Source organism: Pseudomonas sp. PS01270, assembly GCF_029959775.1.
Classification (GTDB): domain Bacteria; phylum Pseudomonadota; class Gammaproteobacteria; order Pseudomonadales; family Pseudomonadaceae; genus Aquipseudomonas; species Aquipseudomonas atacamensis.
The window spans coordinates 1-22,234 of the sequence record NZ_JASCPT010000089.1 but is presented as its reverse complement, the minus strand read 5'-3'; the positions used below and the strand labels follow the sequence as shown (position 1 = coordinate 22,234).

Genomic DNA, 22,234 nt, shown 5'->3' with positions numbered 1-22,234 from the left:
AGCAAAAGCAACATTGCATGACACACCGAATTCGCGAGCAGGCTCGCTCCCACAGTTGTTTCAGTGCAGCTTAAGAGTTGGCACGAGCCTGGTTACGCAGGGCTTTCACCTGGTCGTGGTTGCGTTGTACGCCGTGGTACTGACGCTCAACCAGATCCTTGATGCCAACCAGATTGTGCTTGTTGATCTTCTCGATCGCTTCACGATAAGCCTTCAGCGCATGGTCTTCACCGCGCTCGGCTTCGTTCAGCACAGCCTCTTCGTCTTTACCGGTGAACATGGATTTGACGTCGACCCAGCGACGGTGCAGATCACCGGCAACGCTGGTCGAAGTTTCCGGATCACCGCCCAGCGAACGTACCTGAGCCTGCAGCTCGGCTGCTGCGGTGGCGCAATCGGCGGAGCGCTGCACGAACAGGGTTTTCAGTTCTGGGTGCTTGATGTCTTCGGCGCAAGTCTTGAACCCTTCCTGACCGTCCTTGCAGGTTTCAATCAGGTCGTTGAGTACAGAAATGGCTTCTTTATTCATGTCGGTCATTTTTTCAATTCCTTGCGATGGGTTGAAGATGCAAGGGATATTGCAGTGTGCGTGCCAGCTTCGCTCCAGGTAAAAATATCTTTGTTTTCAGTGACTTAAGAAAGATTGAACCATCTGTATGCTGGTTTTTTGCATGATCTGTCATTTGGCCTGCATGCAGAATGCCTGTATTTTCCAGGCTGTCATGTGAATCGATGAAGCGTGCTGATGAATCCGGAAAAACTCGAACTGCTGATCACCCGCGAGATGCCCTTCGGCAAATACAAAGGGCGGATCATTGCCGACTTGCCTGGCCCCTATCTGAACTGGTTCGCCCGTGAAGGCTTTCCCCACGGTGAACTCGGTGGCCTGTTGGCGTTGATGCAGGAGATCGACCACAACGGCCTGTCCGACCTGCTCGAACCGCTGCGCGCCAAACACGGCAAACCCGCCCCGCGCCACTGACGCGCCCTTCCCTCTTGAGCCTTGCCGACCATGCCTGACAACACCCGCCGCGCCCGTGACGAAGCCTTCTGGCAGACATTCGCCGACCGATACGATGTGCAGCCCGGCCCGGTCAACCTGGAAAACGGTTACTTCGGGCGCATGTCGCGCACGGTGATCGAGGAGTACCAGCGCAATATCGAGCTGATCAACACCAGCAACTCGATTTATGTGCGCCAGCGCTTTGAACAGCACGACAACCTTGAGATCCGCGCGCAACTGGCCGAACTGATCGGCGTGCGCGCGCAAAGCGTGGCGCTGACGCGCAATGCCACCGAAGGCCTGCAATCGCTGATCCGCAATTACAATCGCCTGCAACCGGGCGATCAGCTGCTGATCTGCGACCTTGAGTACGACACGGTCAAAGGCGCCATGCGCTGGCTGGCGAAACAGCGTGGCGTTGAGGTCATCGAGATTACGCACCACCATCCCGCCAGTTTCGACAGCCTGCTGGAAAGCTACCGGGAAGCTTTCACCCGCCACCCGAAGCTCAAACTGATGGCGCTGACCCATGTCACCCATCGCACCGGTCTGGTCATGCCGGTGCAAGCCATCGCCGCATTGGCCAAAGAGCATGGCGTCGACATCATCCTCGACGGTGCCCACGCCCTCGGCCAGATTGAATTCGACCTGCAAGCGTTGGGCATCGCTTTCGCCGGTTATAACCTGCACAAATGGATCGGCGCACCGCTGACCCTTGGCTTCATCTATATTGCTCCGCAGCGTCTGGCTGACATTGATCCGGACATGGGCGAGATGCATTACCCAGTAAGCGATATTCGCGCGCGCACCTCGTACAGCACGCCGAACATCCCGGCGCTGATGACCTTGCCGCTGGTGTTCGAAGAGCACGACGCGCTCGGCGGCGCCGCAGCCAAAAGCCCTCGCCTGAGTTACCTGCGCAACCTGTGGGTCAGCGCCGTGCGACACCTGCCGGGCATCGAAGTGCTGACGCCTGACGACCCGCAACTGTATTGCGGGATCACCGCGCTGCGCTTCACCCGGCATACCGATCAGCAGGCCATGGCCGAGCGTCTGCTCAGCGAATTCAACCTGTTCACCGTGGTGCGCACCGGCGCCGCATGCGGGCCTTGTATCCGCATCACCCCGGGGTTGACCACTACGGCCGGCGAAATGGAGCAGCTGGTTCGGGCGCTGGACCAACTGCGCTAGAACGGCGCTCCGGAATTTTTTTCGTAGCCTTCGAGGCCAAGCTGCGACGACACGGCGAAGGTGTCGATGCCGAGGGTCTGGCAGGCGAAGGCGCCGTCTTCAAGATCGGCGCCGGCGATCGGCTGCAATACCAACCGCAAGGCGTCCTCGGCGGCACCTTCACAGCCGCAGCGGCCTGGGAGGTGCAAGGTGCCGGCCCAGGCCTCGTGGTGAGCTTGCGCTCCTGCTTCGTCGCCGGGAATGAATACGTTCAGCTTCAAGCAAACAGCGCCGTGCGCAGGTCGATCCGGATAGATACTGGTGAAGCGGACGATGCCATGGCTGTCGGTGGATTGGCTGCCGCCCAGGCTGTTGTCGCCATCGACACGCTGCTGAATGCGCACCAGCGCGCCGATGACCGGCTCGCTGGTCATCGCATCGACCAGCGACAGACGCAGGATCAGCGGCAGGCCTTGGACACCCTGGGTGATATTGCGCACTCGGGAATCGGCTGCTGGGCGGCCGAGGGAAGTTTGCTGCGGTTGATAACGGGATTGTGGTGTAAGGGTCAGAGACTGACGGTCGTCCATGAGGCGTTCTCTCTTCCATAAGATGGACGCAGATTAACCCCGTGAAAAAGCCAGCGTGCAGTAACTATGTATCGCGGCATGTATCGGCAGTTTTTTCAGCGCAAAAAAAAGGTGCGCCGACCAAGCGCACCATAAAGCCGTAAAGCACACAACGAGGTGTAGGGGTAACGATCAGTCCAGCAGCGCCAGGGCCTCGGCGGTGCATTCCTGAATGCGGGCCCAGTCGCCGTTCTTGATCCACTCCGGATCAAGCATCCAGCTACCGCCCACGCACATGACGTTTTTCAGCGCCATGTAGCTCTTGATATTGGCCGGGCCGACGCCGCCAGTCGGGCAGAACTTCACTTCGCCGAACGGGCCGCCGAGGGCCTTGATTGCCGCCACGCCACCGCTGACTTCCGCCGGGAACAGCTTGAAGCGGCGATAGCCCAGACCGTAGCCTTCCATGATCCCCGAGGCGTTGCTGATGCCCGGCAACAGCGGAATCGGGCTGTCGACGCTGGCTTCGAGCAGGTCACGAGTGATGCCCGGGGTGACGATGAATTGCGAACCGGCCGCTTCCGCCGCTGCGAGCATGTTGCGGTCGAGCACGGTGCCGGCACCGGTCATCAGTTCCGGACGCTGTTCACGCAGGATCTGAATGGCCTTGAGGCCGAACTGCGAACGCAGGGTCACTTCCAGCGCAGTCAGGCCACCGGCGGCGAGGGCGTCGGCCAGCGGCAGCACGTCCTGTTCGCGGGCGATGGTGATCACTGGCAGGATCCGCGCCTTGGCGCAGAGACTGTCGATCAGGGCAACTTTGTCCGCCATGGAAACGGTCGGGGATGGGGTTGTCATAGCGGCTGTTCCTTGGCTCATGGGCACCAGTAAATCTCTAACGTAGGTTGCAGAAACGCGCGCACCGGCATGGCCGCAACGTCATCGGATGCCAGCGCGGCATTCAGGGTGGTCAGTTTCGATTGACCGGAAATCGACAGAATCTTGTGCCGGGCCGAGGCCAGCAGCGCGCGGCTCATGGTCAGGCGCTGACGCGGCACGCTGGGCGCCAGCATCGGCCAGCAACGGCGCGTACCATCGGCTTGCAGGGCTACGGCGAGGTTCGGGCTGTCGGGGAATAGCGACGCGGTGTGACCGTCATCGCCCATGCCCAGCACCAGCACGTCGATCGGCGGCAATTCCGCGAGCAAGCGATCAGCCTGTTCAGCAGCCTGCTCGACGTTGGCCGCCGCGCTGTAGAGGCTGAGGAACTGTGCCTTGGCTGCCGGGCCTTTGAGCAGATACTGCTTGAGCAGGCCGGCATTGCTGTCGGCATGTTCCACCGGCACCCAGCGTTCGTCGGCCAGGGTCACAACGACCTTCGACCAGTCCAGCTCCTGCTTGGCCAGGTGCTGGAAGAACGCTACCGGGCTACGACCACCCGACACCACCAGCACCGCGTTGCCGCGTGCCGCAATGGCGTCGCTCAGTTGCTTGGCAACGTTCAGCGCCAGGCCTTCGGCGAGCAGCACCGGGCTGTTGAATTCGCGGGCAGTCACGCCCGTCGGCAGTTGCACATCAGATATCGCCATACCACGACCTCCCGTCCCGCGTGATCAAAGCAATGGAGCTCATCGGCCCCCACGACCCGGCCGCATACGGCTTGGGCGCGTCACCGGATTTCTTCCACCCGGCGATCAGTTGGTCACACCACTTCCACGCGGCTTCGATTTCATCTTTACGGACAAACAGGTTCTGATTGCCGTTCATCACTTCCAGCAACAACCGCTCATAGGCATCGGGGATCCGCGCGCTACGCCAGGTGTCGGAGAAATTCAGTTGCAGCGGGCCGCTGCGCAGTTGCATGCCCTTGTCCAGGCCCTGCTCTTTGGTCATCACGCGCAAGGAAATGCCTTCGTCCGGTTGCAGGCGGATGATCAGTTTGTTGCTGATCTGCAGACGCTGCTCCGGGGCGAAAATGTAGTGCGAGGGTTCCTTGAAGTGGATGACGATCTGCGACAGCTTCTGCGGCATGCGCTTGCCGGTACGCAGGTAGAACGGCACGCCGGCCCAGCGCCAGTTGCGGATGTCGGCACGCAGGGCGACGAAGGTTTCGGTGTCGCTCTGGGTGTTGGAATTCGGTTCTTCGAGGTAACCCGGAACGGATTTCCCCTCGCTGTGGCCGGCGATGTACTGACCGCGCACCACTTGTGTGGTCAGGCCTTCCGGACTGATCGGCGCGAGCGCCTTGAGCACTTTCACTTTCTCGTCACGGATGCTGTCGGCGGACAGGTCGGCCGGCGGGTCCATGGCAATCAGGCAGAGCAACTGCAACAGGTGATTCTGGATCATGTCGCGCAGTTGGCCGGCCTTGTCGAAATAGCCCCAACGGCCTTCGATGCCGACCTTCTCGGCCACGGTGATTTCCACGTGGGAGATGTAATTCTGGTTCCACTGGGTTTCGAACAGGCTGTTGGCGAAGCGCAGGGCGATGAGGTTCTGAACGGTCTCTTTGCCCAGGTAGTGGTCGATGCGGTAGGTGCGGTCTTCCGGGAAAAACTGCGCTACGGCGTCGTTGACCTTGCGCGAGGACTCCAGGTCAGAGCCGATCGGTTTTTCCAGCACCACGCGAGTATTTTCGGCCAGACCGACTTTCTCGAGGTTCTCGCAGATCGCGCCGTACACCGCCGCCGGAGTAGCGAAGTAGGCAATCATGCGCTGGCTGCTGCCGGCCAGTTCCGCCAGCGCCACGTAATCCTCAGCCTTGAGGAAGTCGACGTGCAGGTAGGTCAGGCGCGCGAGAAAGCGCTCGGCTACGGTTTCGTTCAGCTCTTTACCGACGTAACGGCGCAATTCGGCGGCGATGAACGCCATGTGCTGCTGCTCGCTGCCGGGCTCACGGGCCAGCGCGATGATTCGCGTGTCCTCGTGCAGCAGGTCGGCACCGTCAAGGTGATACAGGGCAGGAAACAGCTTGCGCAGGGCCAGATCGCCAAGCGCGCCGAACAAGGCAAAGGTGCACGATTCAACCGTAATGGAAGGCATGATGTTTGTTCTTTTATCAAGTTAAGCTACAAATACCTTTTTTCAAGGCATCACTCAAGGGAAAATGTAGTAATAACCACAACATTTTCGCAGAATACTCAATCCGAGTGGTGGTCGCCCGGACGCATCAGTAGGATAGGCCACCGTCACGGGCCATATCAAAGGCCCAATTTGCATAGCCCGACGCAACTCTGCGTCGGTGAATCAGGAATTCCATATGGACCGCGTGCGAAATTTACTGGAACAGATCCAGAGTCGCCTTGAAGAGCTGAACAAGGCCGAACGTAAGGTCGCCGAGGTGATCCTGCTCAACCCGCAGCAGGCCACCCGCTTCAGCATCGCCGCCCTCGCCCAGGCCGCCTCGGTGAGCGAACCGACGGTCAACCGCTTCTGCCGCTCGTTCGGTGTCAGCGGCTACCCCGAACTCAAGCTGCAATTGGCGCAGAGCCTGGCCAGTGGCGCGGCGTATGTAAGCCGCGCGGTCGAGGCTGACGACAATCCCGAGGCGTACACGCAGAAGATTTTCGGCAGCGCCATCGCCTCCCTGGACAGTGCTTGCCAGGCGCTGGACCCGAACCTGATCAGCCGCGCCGTCGACCTGTTGATCCAGGCCCGGCAGATCCATTTCTTCGGCCTCGGCGCCTCTGCCCCGGTGGCGCTGGATGCGCAGCACAAGTTCTTCCGCTTCAACCTTGCGGTCACCGCGCATGCCGATGTGTTGATGCAGCGAATGATTGCTTCGGTGGCGCACACCGGTGAGCTGTTCGTGATCATTTCCTACACCGGGCGTACCCGTGAGCTGGTGGAAGTGGCGCGGATTGCCCGGGAGAACGGTGCTTCGGTTCTGGGCCTGACGGCGGAGAATTCACCGCTGGCCAAGGCCAGTACCTTGAGCCTGAATATTCCGTTGCCGGAAGACACCGACATTTATATGCCGATGACGTCGCGGATCATTCAGTTGACCGTGCTGGATGTGCTGGCGACGGGGATGACCTTGCGCCGTGGCGTGGATTTCCAGCCGCATCTGCGCAAGATCAAAGAGAGCTTGAATGCCAGCCGGTATCCGGTGGGTGACGAGTTCAATTGATCTCTGACGGCTGATCGTTCCCACGCTCTGCGTGGAAATGCCTCAAGGGACGCTCCGCGTTCCAGTTCCGAAAGGAACGCAGAGCGTCCCGGGCTGCATTCCCACGCAGAGCGTGGGAACGATCAGGCCGCCGCCCACGCCTGCAAACTCAAATGCGCCTTCTCCCCCGGCGCCAGGTGCAGACTGTCGGTGCCGCCCGCCGCTGCTTCTACGCAAACGAATTCCGATACCTCGTCCCAGCTCACCCCCAGCAACGGCCGCGCGCCGGGATGCCAGACGACGGTGTCGCCGCTGTCACCGGTATCGATGCACAACTCGCGCTGCCAGGCGTGATCCTTGAGCTGCAATTCGCCGTCATGCTGGAACACCCGCTGACAGCCGCCATCGACGCGCAACTCGCCTTCCTGCTGGCAAACCTGACGATTCAACTGGTCATAACCCTGCGCGCCTTCGAGGCCAGACAGCGCTATCTCACCAACATCACCAATACGCCAATAAGCGTGCAAAGCCTGGCTCAACTGGCACGGCATGTCGTCCTGATGCTCGGTGCTCAGGCGTAATTCCATGCGTTCGCCCAGATGCGCGTGCAGGTCGACCTGCCAATCGCACAGCTGCAGTTGCCAGTGCAGGCGCACGCCATCCTCGGCGCTGCTGCTGTCGAGCAGTTTCCAATCGAGCAGACGCGCCCAACCGTGCGACGGCCAGGCGTTTTCGCTCGGATGACGGCCATACCACGGCCAGCACACCGGCACGCCACCGCGAATCGCGCCGACATGCGGCCACTTCGCCGCGCACCACAACCACGGCTTCTGCCCGCGCGGCTGAAAATGCAGCAACTGCGCGCCCTGACGACTGAACACCGCCTGACACAGCGGATGATCGATCACCAACACGTCGCGCATCTGATAGCGCTCCCAGGCGAACACCGGTCGCTCGCGCAGGGATTTGAAGAAGCGTTGCAGCGGATGCTCATGCATTGGCTACGGTCCTGAAAATCATGGGGGTACAATTACCTTTGTGACCCTTGAATACTGTGGCGAGGGGATTTATCCCCGTTCGACTGCGAAGCAGTCGCAAACCTGGAAAACGGCCTCTCGCTGATACACCTCAGTGGATGGCTTTGGGGCCGCTTCGCAGCCCAGCGGGGATGAATCCCCTCGCCACAAAAAGCTCTCCAGCCACAAAAAATCATCAAGCAACACATCTGACCTGTGTCACAAAAAAAAGCGGACAGCCTTGGCTGTCCGCAAAATGCGCACATAGAGAGGAGCTTATCGCAGACGCGTCAGAACGTTGACTGAATTTTCAGGCCAGCGACCAAAGCGTTATCGACTTCATCCACACCGCCCGGATGGGTGATGTATTGCAGGTTGGGACGCACGGTCAGCCAGTTGGTGACATGGATGCCGTAGTTGAGCTCGTAGTTGTATTCGGTTTCACGAATCGGCGAGAACGCGGCATTGTCGTAGTCGGACACACCGTTCGCAGCGTTCAGCAGTTCAGCATTGCGCTTGACGTCCTTGTTGACGTGGATACGCGCAGCGCCAATACCGATGTCATCCTTCGGACGCGCATCGAACGGGCCTTTGTAGACAAACATCACCGACTGGTAGTTGTCGATGAAGTTGGTGTCCTTGTCGTGGAAAGTCGCGTTGGCGGCGATGTTCAGACCGCGAGTCGCATCACCGTTGTGGCTGGTGAGTTGCTGTTGCGCAACGAACCAGTAACCGCTTTTGCTGTTGTGCGACTTGTAGTCGTCACCGGTGGTTGCCGCATCGAGACCGTTGACGTCTTCGCGAACGTCGTCGGCATCGGCCGTGCTCTTGTAGTAACCGACGCGGTATTCGCCCGGCAGGCTGTTGACCTTCGGCGACCAGACCAATTCAACCGGCAGCACGGTACCCTTGGTGCCGCTGCCGCTGAGCTTGAAGCCGTTGCCGTGTTCCAGCTGCGACGGGTTCTGGTTGTACGCACCGATCTGCGCGTAGAGCTCGTCGTTGATGTTGTACTTCACACGGATCGCGGCCTGGCTGACGGGCCAGTTGTACCAGATGTTGGTCGCCCAGTTACCCACTTGCGAACCGCAGAACGCCAGGTTCTGGAAGTCGCACGGGAAGGTGTTGAAGTCTTCGCCTTCGCCGAAGTAACCGGCCTTGACGTCGAGCTTGTTGTCGAAGAACTGGTGCTGGATCCACAGTTGGGTCAGACGCACCATGTGGCCACGGCCGTAGACTTCCTGCGAGGAGCTGAGGGTGCCGGCACGCGGATCGCCAACGCGGTCGTTGGAGATGTTGTAGCCGTTTCGGTTGGTCAGCTGGATCTTCGCTTGGGTGTTATCCCAGCCCCACAGTTTCTGCAGGTCGAGGGCCACGCCCAGACCGAACTGGTCGGCGTAACGCGCGGTCTTGTCGTCGTTGTAGCCGCCGTTCAGGTTGGCGCCCATCTCGCCAACGTAGTCGGCCTTGATGTCGATACCCTGCTCGATCAGCTTGGTGCGCTCACCGCCCCAGTCGCCGGTCATCCACTTGGAGTCGGAGCTGAACGCATCCGCCGCCATTGCATTACCGGCCAGCACCAGTGCAGCTGCCGCTGAAACCTGGCAGATCAACCGGGCATTGACGTGTTTCTTTTTCATCCCTACATCCTCGTCTTTATTGTTATTAACTGTTTTTATCTAACGCGGTTTACATAAAGTGCAGTGCTCGACAGGCCGGACACCGCGTGCTCCTTATAGGAGTGAACCCTGTGGCGAGGGGATTTATCCCCGATGGGCTGCGTAGCAGACCCCGCTTTTATGGGGCCGCTGCGCGACCCAACGGGGATAAATCCCCTCGCCACAAAAGCTCGCTCCCACATTTGTTCCTCAGCGCCCCTTGAACTGGGCGACGTTCGCAGACCGCGCATCGGTCTGCGGTTGGCCGGCAGTGCCGAGGCGCTCACCGGTATTGGCGTCGAACAACAACACTTTCGATGGATCGAACTGCAGCGTCAGGCTTTCGCCTACCTGCGGTGCCACGTCCGGCGCCAGTCGGCAGCAGACCTTGGTGTCGTTCAAGTTGACGAACACCAGGGTGTCCGGACCGGTCGGTTCGGTGACCTGCACTTCCGCGCGGATGCTCGGCAGACCATTGCCCTCGCCGTTCGCCAGAACGATCTGCTCCGGGCGCAGGCCAAGGATCACTTCGCGGTCTTCAAGGCCGGCGTCCTGCATGCTCATCGGCAATTCGCAGCGCGCCTGGCCGCTGTCGAGCAGCGCCAGCAGACGACCGTCCTTGCGCTGCAAACGCAGGGGGATGAAGTTCATCGGCGGCGAACCGATGAAGCTTGCGACGAACAGGTTGGCCGGGTCGTTGTAGATGTCTTTCGGCGTGCCGAACTGCTGGATGATGCCGTCCTTCATCACCGCCACCTTGTCGCCCAGGGTCATCGCTTCGATCTGGTCGTGGGTCACGTAGACCGTGGTGGTTTTCAGACGCTGGTGCATCAGTTTCATTTCGGTGCGCATCTCGACGCGCAGCTTGGCGTCGAGGTTCGACAGCGGTTCGTCGAACAGGTAGATCTTCGGCCGCCGCGCCAGAGCACGGCCCATCGCCACGCGCTGTTGCTGACCACCGGAGAGCTGGCCCGGCTTGCGATTGAGCAGGTGTTCGATCTGCAACAGCTTGGCGACGCGGGCGACTTCTTCGTCGATCGCTGCCTGCGGCATCTTGCGGATCTTCAGGCCGAATTCGATGTTCTCGCGCACGCTCATGGTCGGGTACAGCGCGTAGGACTGAAACACCATGGCGATGTCGCGATCCTTGGGGCTCATGCCGCTGACGTCCTGATCACCGATCATGATCGCGCCGCCGGTGATGGTTTCCAGACCGGCGATGCAGTTCATCAAGGTCGATTTGCCGCAGCCCGACGGGCCGACGAGGATCAGGAATTCACCGTCCTTGATCGACAGTTCGATGTTCTTCAGGGTGTCCGGCAGGCCGGCCCCGTAGGTCTTGTTTACGTTGCGAAGTTCAAGCGTAGCCATGATTACCCCTTGACCGCGCCGGCCGTCAGCCCGCGCACGAAATACTTGCCTGCGACCACATAGACCAGCAGGGTCGGCAGGCCGGCGATCATCGCCGCTGCCATATCCACGTTGTATTCCTTGGCGCCGGTGCTGGTGTTGACCAGGTTATTGAGCGCCACGGTGATCGGTTGCGAATCACCGCTGGAGAACACCACCCCGAAGAGGAAGTCGTTCCAGATCTGGGTGAACTGCCAGATCAGGCAGACCATGATGATCGGCGTCGACATCGGCAGAATGATGCGGCGGAAAATCGTGAAGAACCCGGCGCCATCCAAACGCGCAGCCTTGACCAGCGCATCGGGAATGCTCACGTAGTAGTTGCGGAAGAACAGCGTGGTGAACGCCAGACCGTAGACCACGTGCACGAAGACCAGGCCGGTGGTGGTGCTCGCCAGGCCCATCTTGCCGAGGGTGAACGAGGCCGGCAGCAGCACGGTCTGGAACGGCAGGAAGCAGCCGAACAGCAGCAGACCGAAGAACAACTGCGAACCCCGGAAACGCCACATCGACAGCACGTAACCGTTCAACGCACCGATCGCGGTGGAGATGATGACGGCCGGTACGGTGATCTTGATCGAGTTCCAGAAGTAGCCGTCAACCGTGGCCCAGGCCTTGACCCAGCCGATGCCGCTGACCACGGTCGGCCAGCTCAGCAGGTTGCCGGTGCTGATATCTTCCGGGGTCTTGAAGCTGGTCAGCAACATCACCACCAGCGGCACCAGATAGAGGAACACCGCGAGGATCAGCACCGCATAGATCGCGATGCGACTGAAGCTGATCGCAGGTTTGGCAGCAAGACTAGTCATGACGCTTGGTCCTCAGCTCGGAATACAGGTAAGGCACGATGATCGCGAGGATCGCACCGAGCATCAGAATCGCACTGGCCGAGCCCATGCCCATCTGGCCGCGACTGAAGGTGAAGGAATACATGAACATCGCTGGCAGGTCGGAGAAATAACCCGGACCGCCGGCGGTCATTGCCGCAACGAGGTCGAAGCTCTTGATCGCGATGTGCGCGAGGATCATCACCGCACTGAAGAACACCGGACGCAGGCTTGGCAGCACGACTTTCCAGTAGATGCGCGGCATGCTCGCGCCGTCGATCTGTGCCGCACGGATGATCGATTGATCGACGCCACGCAGGCCGGCGAGGAACATCGCCATGATGAAGCCCGAGGCTTGCCACACAGCGGCGATCACCAGGCAGTAGACCACGCGATCAGGGTCGATCAGCCAGTCCAGACGGAAGCCTTCCCAGCCCCAGTCACGCAACAATTTGTCCAGGCCCATGCCCGGGTTGAGCAGCCATTTCCATGCGGTACCGGTGACGATCATCGAGAGCGCCATCGGGTACAGGTAAATGGTGCGGATAAAGCCTTCGCGACGGATGCGCTGGTCGAGGAACACCGCCAGCAACACGCCGATCACCAGGGTAATGCCGATGAACATGCCGCCGAACACGGCGAGGTTCTTGCTCGCCACCCACCAGCGATCGTTGTCGAACAACCGCGCGTATTGCGCCAGACCGGCCCACTTGTAGTTGGGCAGGAAGGTCGAGGTGGTGAACGACAGAATGAACGTCCACAGGATGTAGCCATAGAAGCCCACCAGCACGATGAACATGCTCGGCGCCAGCACCAGTTTCGGTAGCCAGCGCTGCAATGCATCGAACGGCGAGGCCTTGCTGAACACAGCAACAGAACTCATGAGCAAATCCAGAAAAGAAAGAGAAGAACAGCTGCAAGCTGCAAGCTACAAGACCAGCAGCGCGCAAGCCTTTAACTTGCAGCTTGAAGCTTGAAGCTTGCAGCTCGCCGTCAAGGCGCCTATTTGGCCGACTGAACCGCCGCGCCGAGTTTCTTCGCCGCATCGGCCGGGTCGGCTTTCGGGTCGTTGATGTAGTTGGTGACTACGTCAAAGAACGCGCCCTGCACGGCCAGCGTGGTCGCCATGTTGTGCGCCATGCTTGGTTGCAGGCCGCCGGACTTGGCGTCCGCGAGGAAGTCTTTGGCAGCGGTCTGTGCGCAGGAGTCGAAGCCGAGCTTGTCCATGTTGTTCAACATGTCGTTGCGCACCGGGATCGAGCCTTTGTTGATGCTGAAGACTTTCTGGAAGTTCTCACCCAGCACGACTTTGGCGATGTCCTGCTGACCGGCCGCAGTGCCTGCGTCCTTCTGCTTGAACACGGCCAGCGAGTCGATGTTGTAGGTGAACGCCTTGTCGGTGCCCGGGAACGCTACGCACTCGTAGTCCTTGCCGGCAACTTTCTTGGCGGCGGTCCATTCGGACTTGGCCCAGTCACCCATGATCTGCATGCCGGCCTTGCCGTTGATGACCTTGGCCGCTTCGAGGTTCCAGTCCTGGCCTTTGCCGTCCGCGTCCATGTAGGTCGCGACTTTCTTGAGCTCAGTGAGCGCCTTGACCATTTCCGGGCCGGTCAGCGCCTTGTTGTCGAGATCAACCAGGGCTTTCTTGTAGCCATCCACGCCCATGACCGAGAGCACCACGGCTTCGAACACGGTGCTGTCCTGCCAAGGCTGACCGCCGTGGGCGAGCGGAATGAAGCCCGCCGCTTTCAGCTTGTCGCCGGCTGCGTAGAACTCTTCGAGGGTGGTTGGATTCTTGGTGATGCCGGCTTTCTTGAAGACTTCCGGGTTGATCCACAGCCAGTTCACGCGGTGAATGTTCACCGGCACGGCCACGTAATCACCGTCGTACTTCACGGTATCGGAGACTTTCTTGTCGAGCAGGCTGTCCCACTTTTCCGACTTGGCGACGTCTTTCAAAACGTCGGTGTCGAGCAGGCCGGTCGACGCCCATTCCTGGATGTCCGGGCCTTTGATCTGCGCTACGCCTGGCGGGTTGCCGGCGACGGCACGGCTTTTCAGCACGGTCATGGCAGTCGCACCGCCACCACCGGCGACAGCGCCGTCCTTCCAGGTGAAACCGTCTTTTTCGACTTGGGCCTTGAGCACATCGACAGCGGCTTTTTCGCCACCGGAAGTCCACCAGTGCACGACTTCCACCGAACCTTTGGAATCGGCGGCGGAGACACTGAGCGGCAGGATTGCGAGCGGGAACAGGGAGGCGACAGAAATGACAGTAGCGAGGCGAGAAATCGCATTCATTCGAGATGTACCTTTCTTGTTGTTATGCATTGCAAGTCTGGTGCTTGCGCTGCACGGAGTTTAAACAGAGCGTTTCGCTTCGCAGGTAACGAAGGGACGCGTAAATGTCACGACATGGTTACACAGGAACAGGCTGGGACAACCGCGCCAAAGCCGTGGCCATGCTCGGCGCCAGCGGCAATCGCGGAATCAGCACAGCCTGCCAGGCGTGATACAGATCGGGCTTGCCCGGCCAGATATCGGCACTTGGCACATTCTGCGGATTGAGTTCGTGGTGCCAGCTGCCGTTGCAGCGGTCGATGAAATTCGTCTCACAGAATTCCCAGAACAGTCGGTACCAGGTTTCGTATTGCGCGTCGCTGGTGCGTTTGAGCAAGGCGCTGGCGGCGGCGCTGGCTTCGGCGTGCGTCCAGTGCAGGCGATGGCGAACGACGGCCTGGTTATCCCAGTCGAGGGTGTAGACGATGCCCGGCGCGCCATCGACATCCCAGCCGTGCCGGCAGTTGTTTTCGAAGAGTTTTTGCGCATCAGTCGCCAGCCAGCCCGGCGTCAGCATGCCGGCCTGTACCCGTGCGGCTTCAAGGTGCAGGAGCAAGCGCGCCCACTCGAAACCGTGGCCCGGCGTGGTGCCGTAAGGACGGAAACCGTCAGCCGGATTGTCGTGGTTGTATTCGCGCAGCGGCTGCCAGTCGCGATCGAAGTGTTCGATGACCATGTAATCGTTGGCCGCAGCGTGACCATGGATCACCCGCTCGACGATGCGCTGGGCGCGCACCAGCCAGCGCGGATCTTCGGTGACATCGGCCAGCGCGAGGAATGCTTCGGTCGCGTGCATGTTACTGTTGGCGCCGCGATAGGCTTCTTCTTCGCTCCAGTCGCGATTGAAGAATTCGCGCATGGCGCCCTCTTCTTCGCTCCAGAAATAAGTGTCGATGATGTCGATGGCGTCATCGAGCAAAGCTTGAGCGCCGGGCCGTTGTGCGACCACGGCGGAGCTGGCGGCGAGCGCGACAAAGGCGTGCAGATAGGCGTTCTTGCCGGTGTTGTCGTCGCGGTGTCCGGCAACCGCAAACCAGCCGCCGTGCAACGCATCACGCAGTGGTCCGCGCAACGCGGCGATACCGTGGTCGACCAGCTCGGCAAATCCCGGCAGGCCCTGAATGTGCGCCATGGCGAAGCTGTGGGTCATGCGCGCGGTGTTCATGGTTTCGGCTTGCGCGTGCGCCGGCAAACGGCCGCGCTCGTCGAGATTGCCGAAGCCTTCGGGCAGTCGTGATGCCTTGGCGAAATCCAGCAGACGCAGGCCTTCGGCGGCTAGCCATTGCTGGTGGGCAGGGGCGTTCAGCCAACTGCTGAAGTCTGGGTGAAAGGTGTCCATGGCGTGACCCTTTTTTGTTGTTAGGACTGCGGGCAGTCTAAACAACGGGCCGGGGCGGGCTTGTAACGAAGGGGGCGGGGTTTGTCACTGGCTCGTGACAAAAGAGAAGAGCAAAAGCACCCTCACCCCAACCCTCTCCCGGAGGGAGAGGGGGCCGACCGAGGTGTCTTGCGTCCTCCGTCGACCTGGAACCACTGAGTCGATTATGGATTGGGTAATGCCCCGAACCGATTTGGGATTCGATATTGCACGTTCAGGTCGGCGTATCTCTCAAGCATCCCCCAATCGGTCCCCTCTCCCTCTGGGAGAGGGCTAGGGTGAGGGGCTTTTCGGGGTTAATCCACAGACCGAGGCAACTGCAACGTCACCCGCAACCCACCTTCACGCAGGTTCTGCAACGTCACCTCGCCGCCATGGCTATGGGCAATGTTGCGCGCAATGCCCAGTCCCAATCCGTAGCCCTGCTGCTGCCCCGCCAGGCGGAAGTGCGGCTCGAACACCTGCTCCAGCCGTTGCTGTGGTACGCCCGGGCCTTCATCGTCGACATGCAAAACGAACGCGCTGTCATCGTCATCGATGTGCAGGTGCGCGTTCTGCCCGTACTTCAAGGCGTTGTCGATCAGGTTGCCGATGCAGCGCTTGAGCGCCAGTGGTTTGCCCGGATACGCCGACAGCGCGCGGCCATGCTGAGTGACGCGGCCATTGCCGTTCGGCGCCAGATACGGCTCGACCAGGCAATCGAGGACATGATTGAGATCCACCGGCTCGATGTTCTCGTGGATGTCGGTGTCTTTCACGCATTGCAACGCGCCTTTGACCAGCAGCTCCAGCTCATCCAGATCGCGGCCGAACTTGGCTTGCAGCTGTTCGTCCTCGAGCAGCTCGACGCGCAAGCGCAGGCGGGTGATCGGCGTGCGCAGGTCGTGGGAAATCGCGCTGAACAACTGGCTGCGTTCGGTCAGGTAACGGCTGATGCGTTCGCGCATGGTATTGAACGCTCGGCCCACCTCCACCACTTCACTGCCGCCGCCCTCCGCCACCGGCTCGACATCGGCGCCCAGCGACAGGTCCCGCGCTGCCCGCGCCAGACGCTTGAGCGGCCGGCTCTGCCAGTGCACCAGCAGGCCGATGAACAACAGCAAAAAGCCGCTGGTGAGGACGATAAACCACACCTGCTGCGCCGGCAGGCCTTGCTCTTCGAGACTGGTGTACGGCTCCGGCAGCAACGAGGCGATGTACAGCCATTCCCCCGGGGCCATTTGAATCTGCGTGACCAGCACCGGCGGATTCACCGGCTCCAGGGTCAGCGCGTAATGCGCCCACGAGCGCGGCAACTCATCAAGTTTCAGCCCGGCGTTGAAAATCCGCAGGTCTTCGGGGCTGACGAAGGTCACCGAAATATCCGTGTCATGGCCCAGAGACTGGCGCAGCACTTCGTCCACCGCTTGCATCACCGCAGCCTTGCGGGGCGTCACCGGCAGCACGTCCATGCCCAGCGGTTTGTCATTGAGCGTCACGACAAATCGGGTGCCGCCCATGCTGCGCAATTGATCGAGCACCAGCGGTCGGTAGGCCACCGGCAGGGAACGGAAATAGCTGACGCTGGCGGTCATCGAATGCGCCAGGCTTCGGGCACTGGTGACCAGGCCTTCGAGCTGGGTGGCGCGCAACTGCGATACCCAGATCACGCTCGACAGCGTCTGCGCGAACAGCACCGCGAGCAGAGTCAGCAGCAGCATCCGCCCGAGCAGCGAGCGCGGCACGGGCATGCGACCGGCGAATTTGCCCAGCGCCTCAGTGAGCATTGCCGGCAACCACATTGGCTGCCAACTGATAACCGCTGCCACGTACGGTGCGGATCAGCCGTGGCGGTTTTTCGGTGTCGCGCAGGCGTTGGCGCAAACGACTGACGGCCATGTCGACGATGCGATCGAGCGGCATCAGATCGCGGCCACGGGTGGCGTTGCCGATGGTGTCGCGGTCGAGGATTTGCTGCGGGTGGTCGAGGAACAGTTTCAGCAGGGCGAAATCGGCGCCGGAAAGAATCACTTCCTCGCCGTCGGTGTGGAACAGCCGATGACTGACCGTGTCCAGGCGCCAGTCGTCGAAGACCAGCACTTCGCTGCCGCTGCGTTCGTGGGCGAATTGTGCGCGACGCAGCAGGGCCTTGATCCGCGCTTGCAGTTCGCGCGGGCTGAACGGTTTGCCGAGGTAGTCATCAGCGCCAAGTTCCAGACCGATCACCCGGTCGGCTTCGTCGGAGCTGGCGGTCAGCATGATGATCGGCACCTGCGCCTGACGCGGATGCTGGCGCACCCAGCGGCACAGGCTGAAACCATCTTCGTCGGGCAGCATGACATCGAGGATCACCAGATCGCTCGGCGCCTCGTTGAGCGCCTGACGAAAACCGGCACCATCGGCGGTGGCCCTCACCTGAAACCCGGCGCGGGTCAGGTAGGTTTCCAGCAACTCGCGTATTTCCTGGTCGTCATCGACCAACAATATCGACTTGTTGACTGAGCTCACTTCGAAGGCATCCTTGTTGTTGGAGTTGGGGCGGATTATGCCTGATGAACCTGGAAAATTTGTCGCCTGTTGATCGTTCCCATGCTCTGCGTGGGAATGCAGCCCGTGACGCTCCGCGTCACTGGACGCGGAGCGTCCCTTGAGGCATTCCCACGCGGAGCGTGGGAACGATCTCTATGCAGGTGTTGCTTGATCCAGCGCCACACCGGCGCCGACCAGGCCGGAATACGGCGCGGTCACCAGCCACACCGGGATGCCTTTGAAGTAATCGCTCATGCAGCCCTTGTCGGCGAAGCAGCGGGCGAAGCCGCTGGCGAGAAAGAAATCGGCGAAGCGTGGAATCACCCCGCCAACGATAAACACGCCGCCGCGCGCGCCGGTGGTGAGCACGTTGTTGCCGGCAACGCGACCGAGCCAGCAGCAGAACTGCTCGAGCACTTCCAAAGCAATCGGATCACCAGCCAGGCCGGCGGCGGTGATCGCTTCCGGCGTCTCCAGCTTCGGCTCATGGCCATCAACCGCGCAGATCGCCCGGTACAGTCGCGGCAGGCCGCCGCCGCTCAACGCGGTTTCCGCGCTGACATGGCCGATCTCGTTGTAGATGTGTTGCCACAGTTGCGTTTCGCGCGGGCTGCTCAGCGGCAGGTCGACGTGTCCGCCCTCGCCTGGCAACGCGGCAAAGCGCCCTTCGCCGAGATCGAGCAAGGTGCCGACACCCAGGCCAGTGCCCGGGCCGATCACCACCGCCGGGCGCAACGGCTCCGGCGTGCCTTCGCAAACCACGCGGAATTCGCCGGGCTGCAAGCGGGTCATGCCCAGCGCCATCGCCGAGAAGTCGTTGGTCAGCAACAACTGCTCGACCTGCAAGGTCTTGCAGAACGCGCTGCGGCTGAGCCGCCAGTGATTGTTGGTGAATTTGAATTCATCGCCACTCACCGGACCTGCCACCGACAGGCACACTGAGCCGATCGAACCCGGCGCCAGGCCGAGCCCACTCAGGTACAGAGCGATTGCCTCTTCCGGGCTGGCAAAGTCGGCCGTGGCCAGCACCTGAACCGATTGCAGTTGCTGGTTTTGCCACAACGCGAACCGCGCGTTGGTGCCTCCGATGTCACCGACCAAAGCCAGTTTCAATTAAGCGTCTCCAGGGCAGAAGTGAAGGCGCTGGCGCCCTGCTCCGCCGAGCTGAAGGCCATGCGCATGAAGCCAAACAGCTCGCGGCCGCTGCCAATATTGTTGCCCAACAGGCCCTTGGCAGGTTCGCGCGCTGCAAATTCGGCGGCGTCGACCTTCAGTTCCAAGGTGCCTTTGACGCCATCGACGCGGATGATATCGCCCTCTTGCACGCGCGCCAAAGCGCCACCGACATAAGCTTCCGGGCTGACGTGAATCGCTGCGGGGATTTTCCCCGACGCGCCGGACATGCGCCCGTCAGTCACCAACGCCACTTTGAAGCCGCGATCCTGCAATACGCCGAGGAACGGCGTCATCTTGTGCAGCTCGGGCATGCCGTTGGAACGCGGGCCCTGGAAGCGCATCACGGCGACAAAATCCTTCTCCAGCAGACCGGCCTTGAATGCGTCCGCCAGGTCTTGTTGATCCTGGAACACCATCGCCGGTGCTTCGACGATCTGGTTTTCCAGCGCAACGGCAGAAACCTTCATCACCCCGCGACCGAGGTTGCCTTCCATCACCCGCAAGCCGCCCTCTTGCGAGAACGCGCGGGACACCGGACGCAGGATGTTTTCGTCGAGGCTGTCGGTCGGGCCCTCGCGCCAGACCAGCTCGCCGTTATCGAGGAACGGCTCTTTGGTGTACTGGCTCAGGCCATGACCGAGCACGGTGTTGACGTCTTCATGCAGCAGCCCGGCGCCGAGCAGTTCGCGGATCAGGAACGACATGCCGCCCGCTGCCTGGAAGTGGTTGATGTCGGCCTTGCCGTTCGGGTAGACGTGGCTCAGGGTCGGCACGACTTCGGAGAGGTCGGCCATGTCCTGCCAGGTCAGTTGAATGCCAGCGGCCATAGCGATGGCCGGCATGTGCAGGGTGTGGTTGGTCGAGCCGCCGGTGGCGTGCAGGGCAACGATGGAGTTGACCAGCGCTTTCTCGTCGACGATTTCGCCGATCGGCATGAAGTTGCCGTTCTGCTTGGTCAGGCGCGTGACCTGATGCGCGGCTTCGCGGGTCAGGGCGTCGCGCAGTGGTGTGTTCGGGTTGACGAAAGAGGCGCCCGGCAAGTGCAGGCCCATGACTTCCATCAGCAACTGATTGGTGTTGGCGGTGCCATAGAACGTGCAGGTGCCCGGGCTGTGGTAGGACTTCATCTCCGATTCCAGCAGCTCTTCGCGGGTGGCCTTGCCTTCGGCGTACTTCTGGCGGACGTCGGCTTTTTCCTTGTTGGAAATCCCCGAAACCATCGGCCCGCCCGGGACGAAGATCGTTGGCAGATGGCCGAAACGCAGCGAACCCATCATCAGGCCCGGGACGATCTTGTCGCAGATGCCGAGCATCAGCGCGCCGTCAAACATGTTGTGCGACAGCGCCACGGCGGTCGACATGGCGATCACTTCGCGGCTCGGCAGGCTCAGCTCCATGCCCGGCTCGCCCTGGGTCACGCCATCGCACATCGCCGGAGTGCCGCCGGCGAACTGGCCGACCGAGCCGATTTCGCGCAGGGCGTTCTTGATCTGTTGTGGAAAGACTTCGTACGGCTGGTGCGCCGAAAGCATGTCGTTATACGAAGACACAATGGCGATGTTCGCCGAGTTCATCATCCGCAGGCTGTGCTTGTCTTCAGTGCCGCAACCGGCCACGCCGTGGGCGAAGTTGGCGCATTGCAGCTTGCCGCGCATCGGGCCGTCGGTGGCGGCGCCGCGAATCAATGCAAGGTAAGCCTGACGCGTGGCGCGGCTGCGGGCGATAAGCCGTTCGGTGACCTCAAGAACGCGGGGATGCATGTGTAGAACTCCAGGCTAACGGATGTGGCGACCTGATTGTCTATGCTGATCAAACGCCGTTGTTGTTGGAATGACAGACGGCTTTTTTGACCATTCGGACCAGTTGATTCAGGTCACTCGTTGTAGATAAAACAAAATATTGCCACTAAAAAGGCTTGTTTTCTATTTTTATGCGAATAATCTTGTAATTCCAACAACAAAACGACGGCGGCGCTGTTCCATGACTCTTCGAATTGCAATCAATGGTTTCGGCCGCATCGGCCGTAATGTCCTGCGCGCACTGTATACCCAAGGCTATCGTCAAGACCTGCAGATCGTCGCGATCAACGATCTGGGTGACAGTTCGATCAATGCCCATCTGCTCAAATACGACACCGTCCACGGCACTTTCGACGCCGAAGTGGCGCACGATAACGAAAGCCTGACGGTCAATGGCGACCGCATCGCCGTCAGCGCCATTCGCAACCCGGCCGACCTGCCGTGGGCCGCTGAAAAAATCGACGTAGTGTTCGAATGCACCGGTCTGTTCACCGACCGTGCCAAAGCCGCCGCGCACATCAGCGCCGGCGCCCGCAAGGTGATCATCTCGGCCCCGGCCAAAGGCGCCGACGCGACTGTGGTTTATGGCGTCAACCACGACATTCTGCGTCAGTCGCACCAGATCATTTCCAACGCTTCGTGCACCACCAACTGCCTCGCGCCAGTGGCGCAGGTGCTGCATCGCGAGTTGGGCATCGAAAGCGGCCTGATGACCACCATCCACGCCTACACCAACGACCAGAACCTCACCGACGTCTATCACAGCGACCCGTACCGTGCCCGCTCGGCCACGCAAAACATGATCCCGAGCAAGACCGGCGCAGCCGAAGCGGTAGGCCTGGTGCTGCCGGAACTGGCGGGCAAACTGACCGGCATGGCTGTGCGCGTACCGGTGATCAACGTGTCGCTGGTCGACCTCACCGTGCAACTGAAGAAAGAAGCCAGTGCCGACGAAGTCAACGCCCTGCTGAAAGCGGCGAGCCAGCATTCGAAGATTCTCGGTTACAACACCTTGCCGCTGGTTTCCAGCGACTTCAACCACAACCCGCTGTCGTCGATCTTCGACGCCAACCACACCAAAGTCAGCGGCAAGTTGCTGAAAGTGCTGGCCTGGTACGACAACGAATGGGGCTTCTCCAACCGCATGCTGGATAACTGCCTGGCGTTGTGTAACGCCGAATAATCCCGGCCGGCCCCCAATCCTTGTGGGAGCGAGCCTGCTCGCGAAAGCTATCTGTCAGTCAATATGGAGCTGACTGACACGATGCC

Annotated in this window: 20 protein-coding genes; 4 read left to right on the top strand and 16 right to left on the bottom strand. The window is 60.8% G+C overall.

Annotation, left to right across the window (positions count from 1 at the left end; genetic code table 11):
- Positions 1-70 precede the first annotated feature (70 nt).
- The gene (locus QMX86_RS20535; protein ID WP_016773542.1) at positions 71-538 is read right to left on the bottom strand and encodes a PA2169 family four-helix-bundle protein; all 468 of its coding nucleotides are present in this window, start codon (positions 536-538) and stop codon (positions 71-73) included.
- 207 nt (positions 539-745) lie between these two features.
- Between QMX86_RS20535 and QMX86_RS20530 the strand changes: the two genes are divergently transcribed.
- Together QMX86_RS20530 and QMX86_RS20525 are read left to right on the top strand one after the other, a co-directional pair.
- A complete protein-coding gene (locus QMX86_RS20530) occupies positions 746-982 on the top strand; it encodes a DUF3820 family protein (RefSeq protein ID WP_003227425.1) in 237 nt (78 codons plus the stop codon).
- Between the two features lie 30 nt (positions 983-1,012).
- Positions 1,013-2,194, top strand: a complete 1,182-nt coding sequence (locus QMX86_RS20525) for an aminotransferase class V-fold PLP-dependent enzyme (protein WP_282387014.1) — start codon at positions 1,013-1,015, stop codon at positions 2,192-2,194.
- Here QMX86_RS20525 and QMX86_RS20520 read toward each other — a convergent pair.
- The 4 genes from QMX86_RS20520 to zwf form a co-directional block, all read right to left on the bottom strand.
- Positions 2,191-2,763 carry a hypothetical protein gene (locus QMX86_RS20520; protein WP_282387015.1) on the bottom strand — a complete coding sequence of 191 codons (573 nt, stop codon included), beginning with the start codon at positions 2,761-2,763 and terminating at the stop codon, positions 2,191-2,193. The genes QMX86_RS20525 and QMX86_RS20520 overlap by 4 nt on opposite strands.
- 171 nt (positions 2,764-2,934) lie before the next feature.
- Positions 2,935-3,600 carry a bifunctional 4-hydroxy-2-oxoglutarate aldolase/2-dehydro-3-deoxy-phosphogluconate aldolase gene (locus tag QMX86_RS20515; RefSeq protein ID WP_016773539.1) on the bottom strand — a complete coding sequence of 222 codons (666 nt, stop codon included), beginning with the start codon at positions 3,598-3,600 and terminating at the stop codon, positions 2,935-2,937.
- Positions 3,601-3,617: 17 nt separating this feature from the next.
- Positions 3,618-4,331, bottom strand: a complete 714-nt coding sequence (gene pgl, locus QMX86_RS20510) for a 6-phosphogluconolactonase (protein ID WP_130928866.1) — start codon at positions 4,329-4,331, stop codon at positions 3,618-3,620.
- Positions 4,318-5,784, bottom strand: coding sequence for a glucose-6-phosphate dehydrogenase (zwf, locus tag QMX86_RS20505; protein ID WP_282387016.1), 1,467 nt, complete (start codon positions 5,782-5,784; stop codon positions 4,318-4,320). The genes pgl and zwf overlap by 14 nt, the downstream gene beginning before the upstream one ends.
- Positions 5,785-6,010: 226 nt before the next feature.
- Between zwf and QMX86_RS20500 the strand changes: the two genes are divergently transcribed.
- On the top strand, positions 6,011-6,871 hold the full coding sequence (locus tag QMX86_RS20500; RefSeq protein WP_169842436.1) for a MurR/RpiR family transcriptional regulator: 861 nt from the start codon (positions 6,011-6,013) through the stop codon (positions 6,869-6,871).
- 122 nt (positions 6,872-6,993) lie between these two features.
- On the opposite strand, the gene QMX86_RS20495 is transcribed toward QMX86_RS20500, so the two are convergent.
- From QMX86_RS20495 to edd, 11 genes are all read right to left on the bottom strand, one after another.
- Positions 6,994-7,848 carry a D-hexose-6-phosphate mutarotase gene (locus QMX86_RS20495; RefSeq protein WP_073472039.1) on the bottom strand — a complete coding sequence of 285 codons (855 nt, stop codon included), beginning with the start codon at positions 7,846-7,848 and terminating at the stop codon, positions 6,994-6,996.
- Positions 7,849-8,156: 308 nt separating this feature from the next.
- Complete coding sequence (locus tag QMX86_RS20490; protein WP_016773536.1) at positions 8,157-9,506, bottom strand: carbohydrate porin; 1,350 nt, start codon at positions 9,504-9,506, stop codon at positions 8,157-8,159.
- Positions 9,507-9,734: 228 nt separating this feature from the next.
- Positions 9,735-10,895: a sn-glycerol-3-phosphate ABC transporter ATP-binding protein UgpC gene (gene ugpC, locus QMX86_RS20485; protein ID WP_064364972.1), complete on the bottom strand. Its 1,161-nt coding sequence runs from the start codon at positions 10,893-10,895 to the stop codon at positions 9,735-9,737.
- Between the two features lie 2 nt (positions 10,896-10,897).
- Positions 10,898-11,743, bottom strand: coding sequence for a carbohydrate ABC transporter permease (locus QMX86_RS20480; RefSeq protein ID WP_016773534.1), 846 nt, complete (start codon positions 11,741-11,743; stop codon positions 10,898-10,900).
- Positions 11,736-12,644 (bottom strand): sugar ABC transporter permease, encoded by a 909-nt coding sequence (locus QMX86_RS20475; RefSeq protein WP_282386503.1) that lies wholly within the window; start codon positions 12,642-12,644, stop codon positions 11,736-11,738. Before QMX86_RS20475 ends, QMX86_RS20480 begins: the two co-directional genes overlap by 8 nt.
- Before the next feature lie 119 nt (positions 12,645-12,763).
- Entirely contained in the window at positions 12,764-14,065 is a 1,302-nt protein-coding gene (locus QMX86_RS20470; RefSeq protein WP_024014061.1) for an ABC transporter substrate-binding protein, read from the bottom strand.
- Positions 14,066-14,183: 118 nt separating this feature from the next.
- The gene (locus QMX86_RS20465) at positions 14,184-15,443 is read right to left on the bottom strand and encodes an AGE family epimerase/isomerase (RefSeq protein ID WP_282386505.1); all 1,260 of its coding nucleotides are present in this window, start codon (positions 15,441-15,443) and stop codon (positions 14,184-14,186) included.
- Between the two features lie 335 nt (positions 15,444-15,778).
- The gene (locus QMX86_RS20460; protein WP_282386506.1) at positions 15,779-17,248 is read right to left on the bottom strand and encodes an ATP-binding protein; all 1,470 of its coding nucleotides are present in this window, start codon (positions 17,246-17,248) and stop codon (positions 15,779-15,781) included.
- The gene (locus QMX86_RS20455) at positions 17,238-17,969 is read right to left on the bottom strand and encodes a response regulator transcription factor (RefSeq protein ID WP_016773529.1); all 732 of its coding nucleotides are present in this window, start codon (positions 17,967-17,969) and stop codon (positions 17,238-17,240) included. Before QMX86_RS20455 ends, QMX86_RS20460 begins: the two co-directional genes overlap by 11 nt.
- 174 nt (positions 17,970-18,143) lie before the next feature.
- On the bottom strand, positions 18,144-19,103 hold the full coding sequence (locus tag QMX86_RS20450) for a glucokinase (protein ID WP_110602499.1): 960 nt from the start codon (positions 19,101-19,103) through the stop codon (positions 18,144-18,146).
- Positions 19,100-20,926, bottom strand: a complete 1,827-nt coding sequence (gene edd, locus QMX86_RS20445) for a phosphogluconate dehydratase (protein ID WP_016773527.1) — start codon at positions 20,924-20,926, stop codon at positions 19,100-19,102. Before edd ends, QMX86_RS20450 begins: the two co-directional genes overlap by 4 nt.
- A 220-nt stretch (positions 20,927-21,146) precedes the next feature.
- Between edd and gap the strand changes: the two genes are divergently transcribed.
- Positions 21,147-22,148 carry a type I glyceraldehyde-3-phosphate dehydrogenase gene (gene gap / locus QMX86_RS20440; protein WP_016773526.1) on the top strand — a complete coding sequence of 334 codons (1,002 nt, stop codon included), beginning with the start codon at positions 21,147-21,149 and terminating at the stop codon, positions 22,146-22,148.
- The last annotated feature ends 86 nt before the right edge of the window (positions 22,149-22,234 follow it).

Coding starts and splice junctions, on each gene's coding strand:
- QMX86_RS20535 (WP_016773542.1), bottom strand. CDS start 538: ATGACCGACATGAATAAAGAAGCCATTTCTGTACTCAACGACCTGATT.
- QMX86_RS20530 (WP_003227425.1), top strand. CDS start 746: ATGAATCCGGAAAAACTCGAACTGCTGATCACCCGCGAGATGCCCTTC.
- QMX86_RS20525 (WP_282387014.1), top strand. CDS start 1,013: ATGCCTGACAACACCCGCCGCGCCCGTGACGAAGCCTTCTGGCAGACA.
- QMX86_RS20520 (WP_282387015.1), bottom strand. CDS start 2,763: ATGGACGACCGTCAGTCTCTGACCCTTACACCACAATCCCGTTATCAA.
- QMX86_RS20515 (WP_016773539.1), bottom strand. CDS start 3,600: ATGACAACCCCATCCCCGACCGTTTCCATGGCGGACAAAGTTGCCCTG.
- pgl (WP_130928866.1), bottom strand. CDS start 4,331: ATGGCGATATCTGATGTGCAACTGCCGACGGGCGTGACTGCCCGCGAA.
- zwf (WP_282387016.1), bottom strand. CDS start 5,784: ATGCCTTCCATTACGGTTGAATCGTGCACCTTTGCCTTGTTCGGCGCG.
- QMX86_RS20495 (WP_073472039.1), bottom strand. CDS start 7,848: ATGCATGAGCATCCGCTGCAACGCTTCTTCAAATCCCTGCGCGAGCGA.
- QMX86_RS20490 (WP_016773536.1), bottom strand. CDS start 9,506: ATGAAAAAGAAACACGTCAATGCCCGGTTGATCTGCCAGGTTTCAGCG.
- ugpC (WP_064364972.1), bottom strand. CDS start 10,895: ATGGCTACGCTTGAACTTCGCAACGTAAACAAGACCTACGGGGCCGGC.
- QMX86_RS20480 (WP_016773534.1), bottom strand. CDS start 11,743: ATGACTAGTCTTGCTGCCAAACCTGCGATCAGCTTCAGTCGCATCGCG.
- QMX86_RS20475 (WP_282386503.1), bottom strand. CDS start 12,644: ATGAGTTCTGTTGCTGTGTTCAGCAAGGCCTCGCCGTTCGATGCATTG.
- QMX86_RS20470 (WP_024014061.1), bottom strand. CDS start 14,065: ATGAATGCGATTTCTCGCCTCGCTACTGTCATTTCTGTCGCCTCCCTG.
- QMX86_RS20465 (WP_282386505.1), bottom strand. CDS start 15,443: ATGGACACCTTTCACCCAGACTTCAGCAGTTGGCTGAACGCCCCTGCC.
- QMX86_RS20460 (WP_282386506.1), bottom strand. CDS start 17,248: ATGCTCACTGAGGCGCTGGGCAAATTCGCCGGTCGCATGCCCGTGCCG.
- edd (WP_016773527.1), bottom strand. CDS start 20,926: ATGCATCCCCGCGTTCTTGAGGTCACCGAACGGCTTATCGCCCGCAGC.
- gap (WP_016773526.1), top strand. CDS start 21,147: ATGACTCTTCGAATTGCAATCAATGGTTTCGGCCGCATCGGCCGTAAT.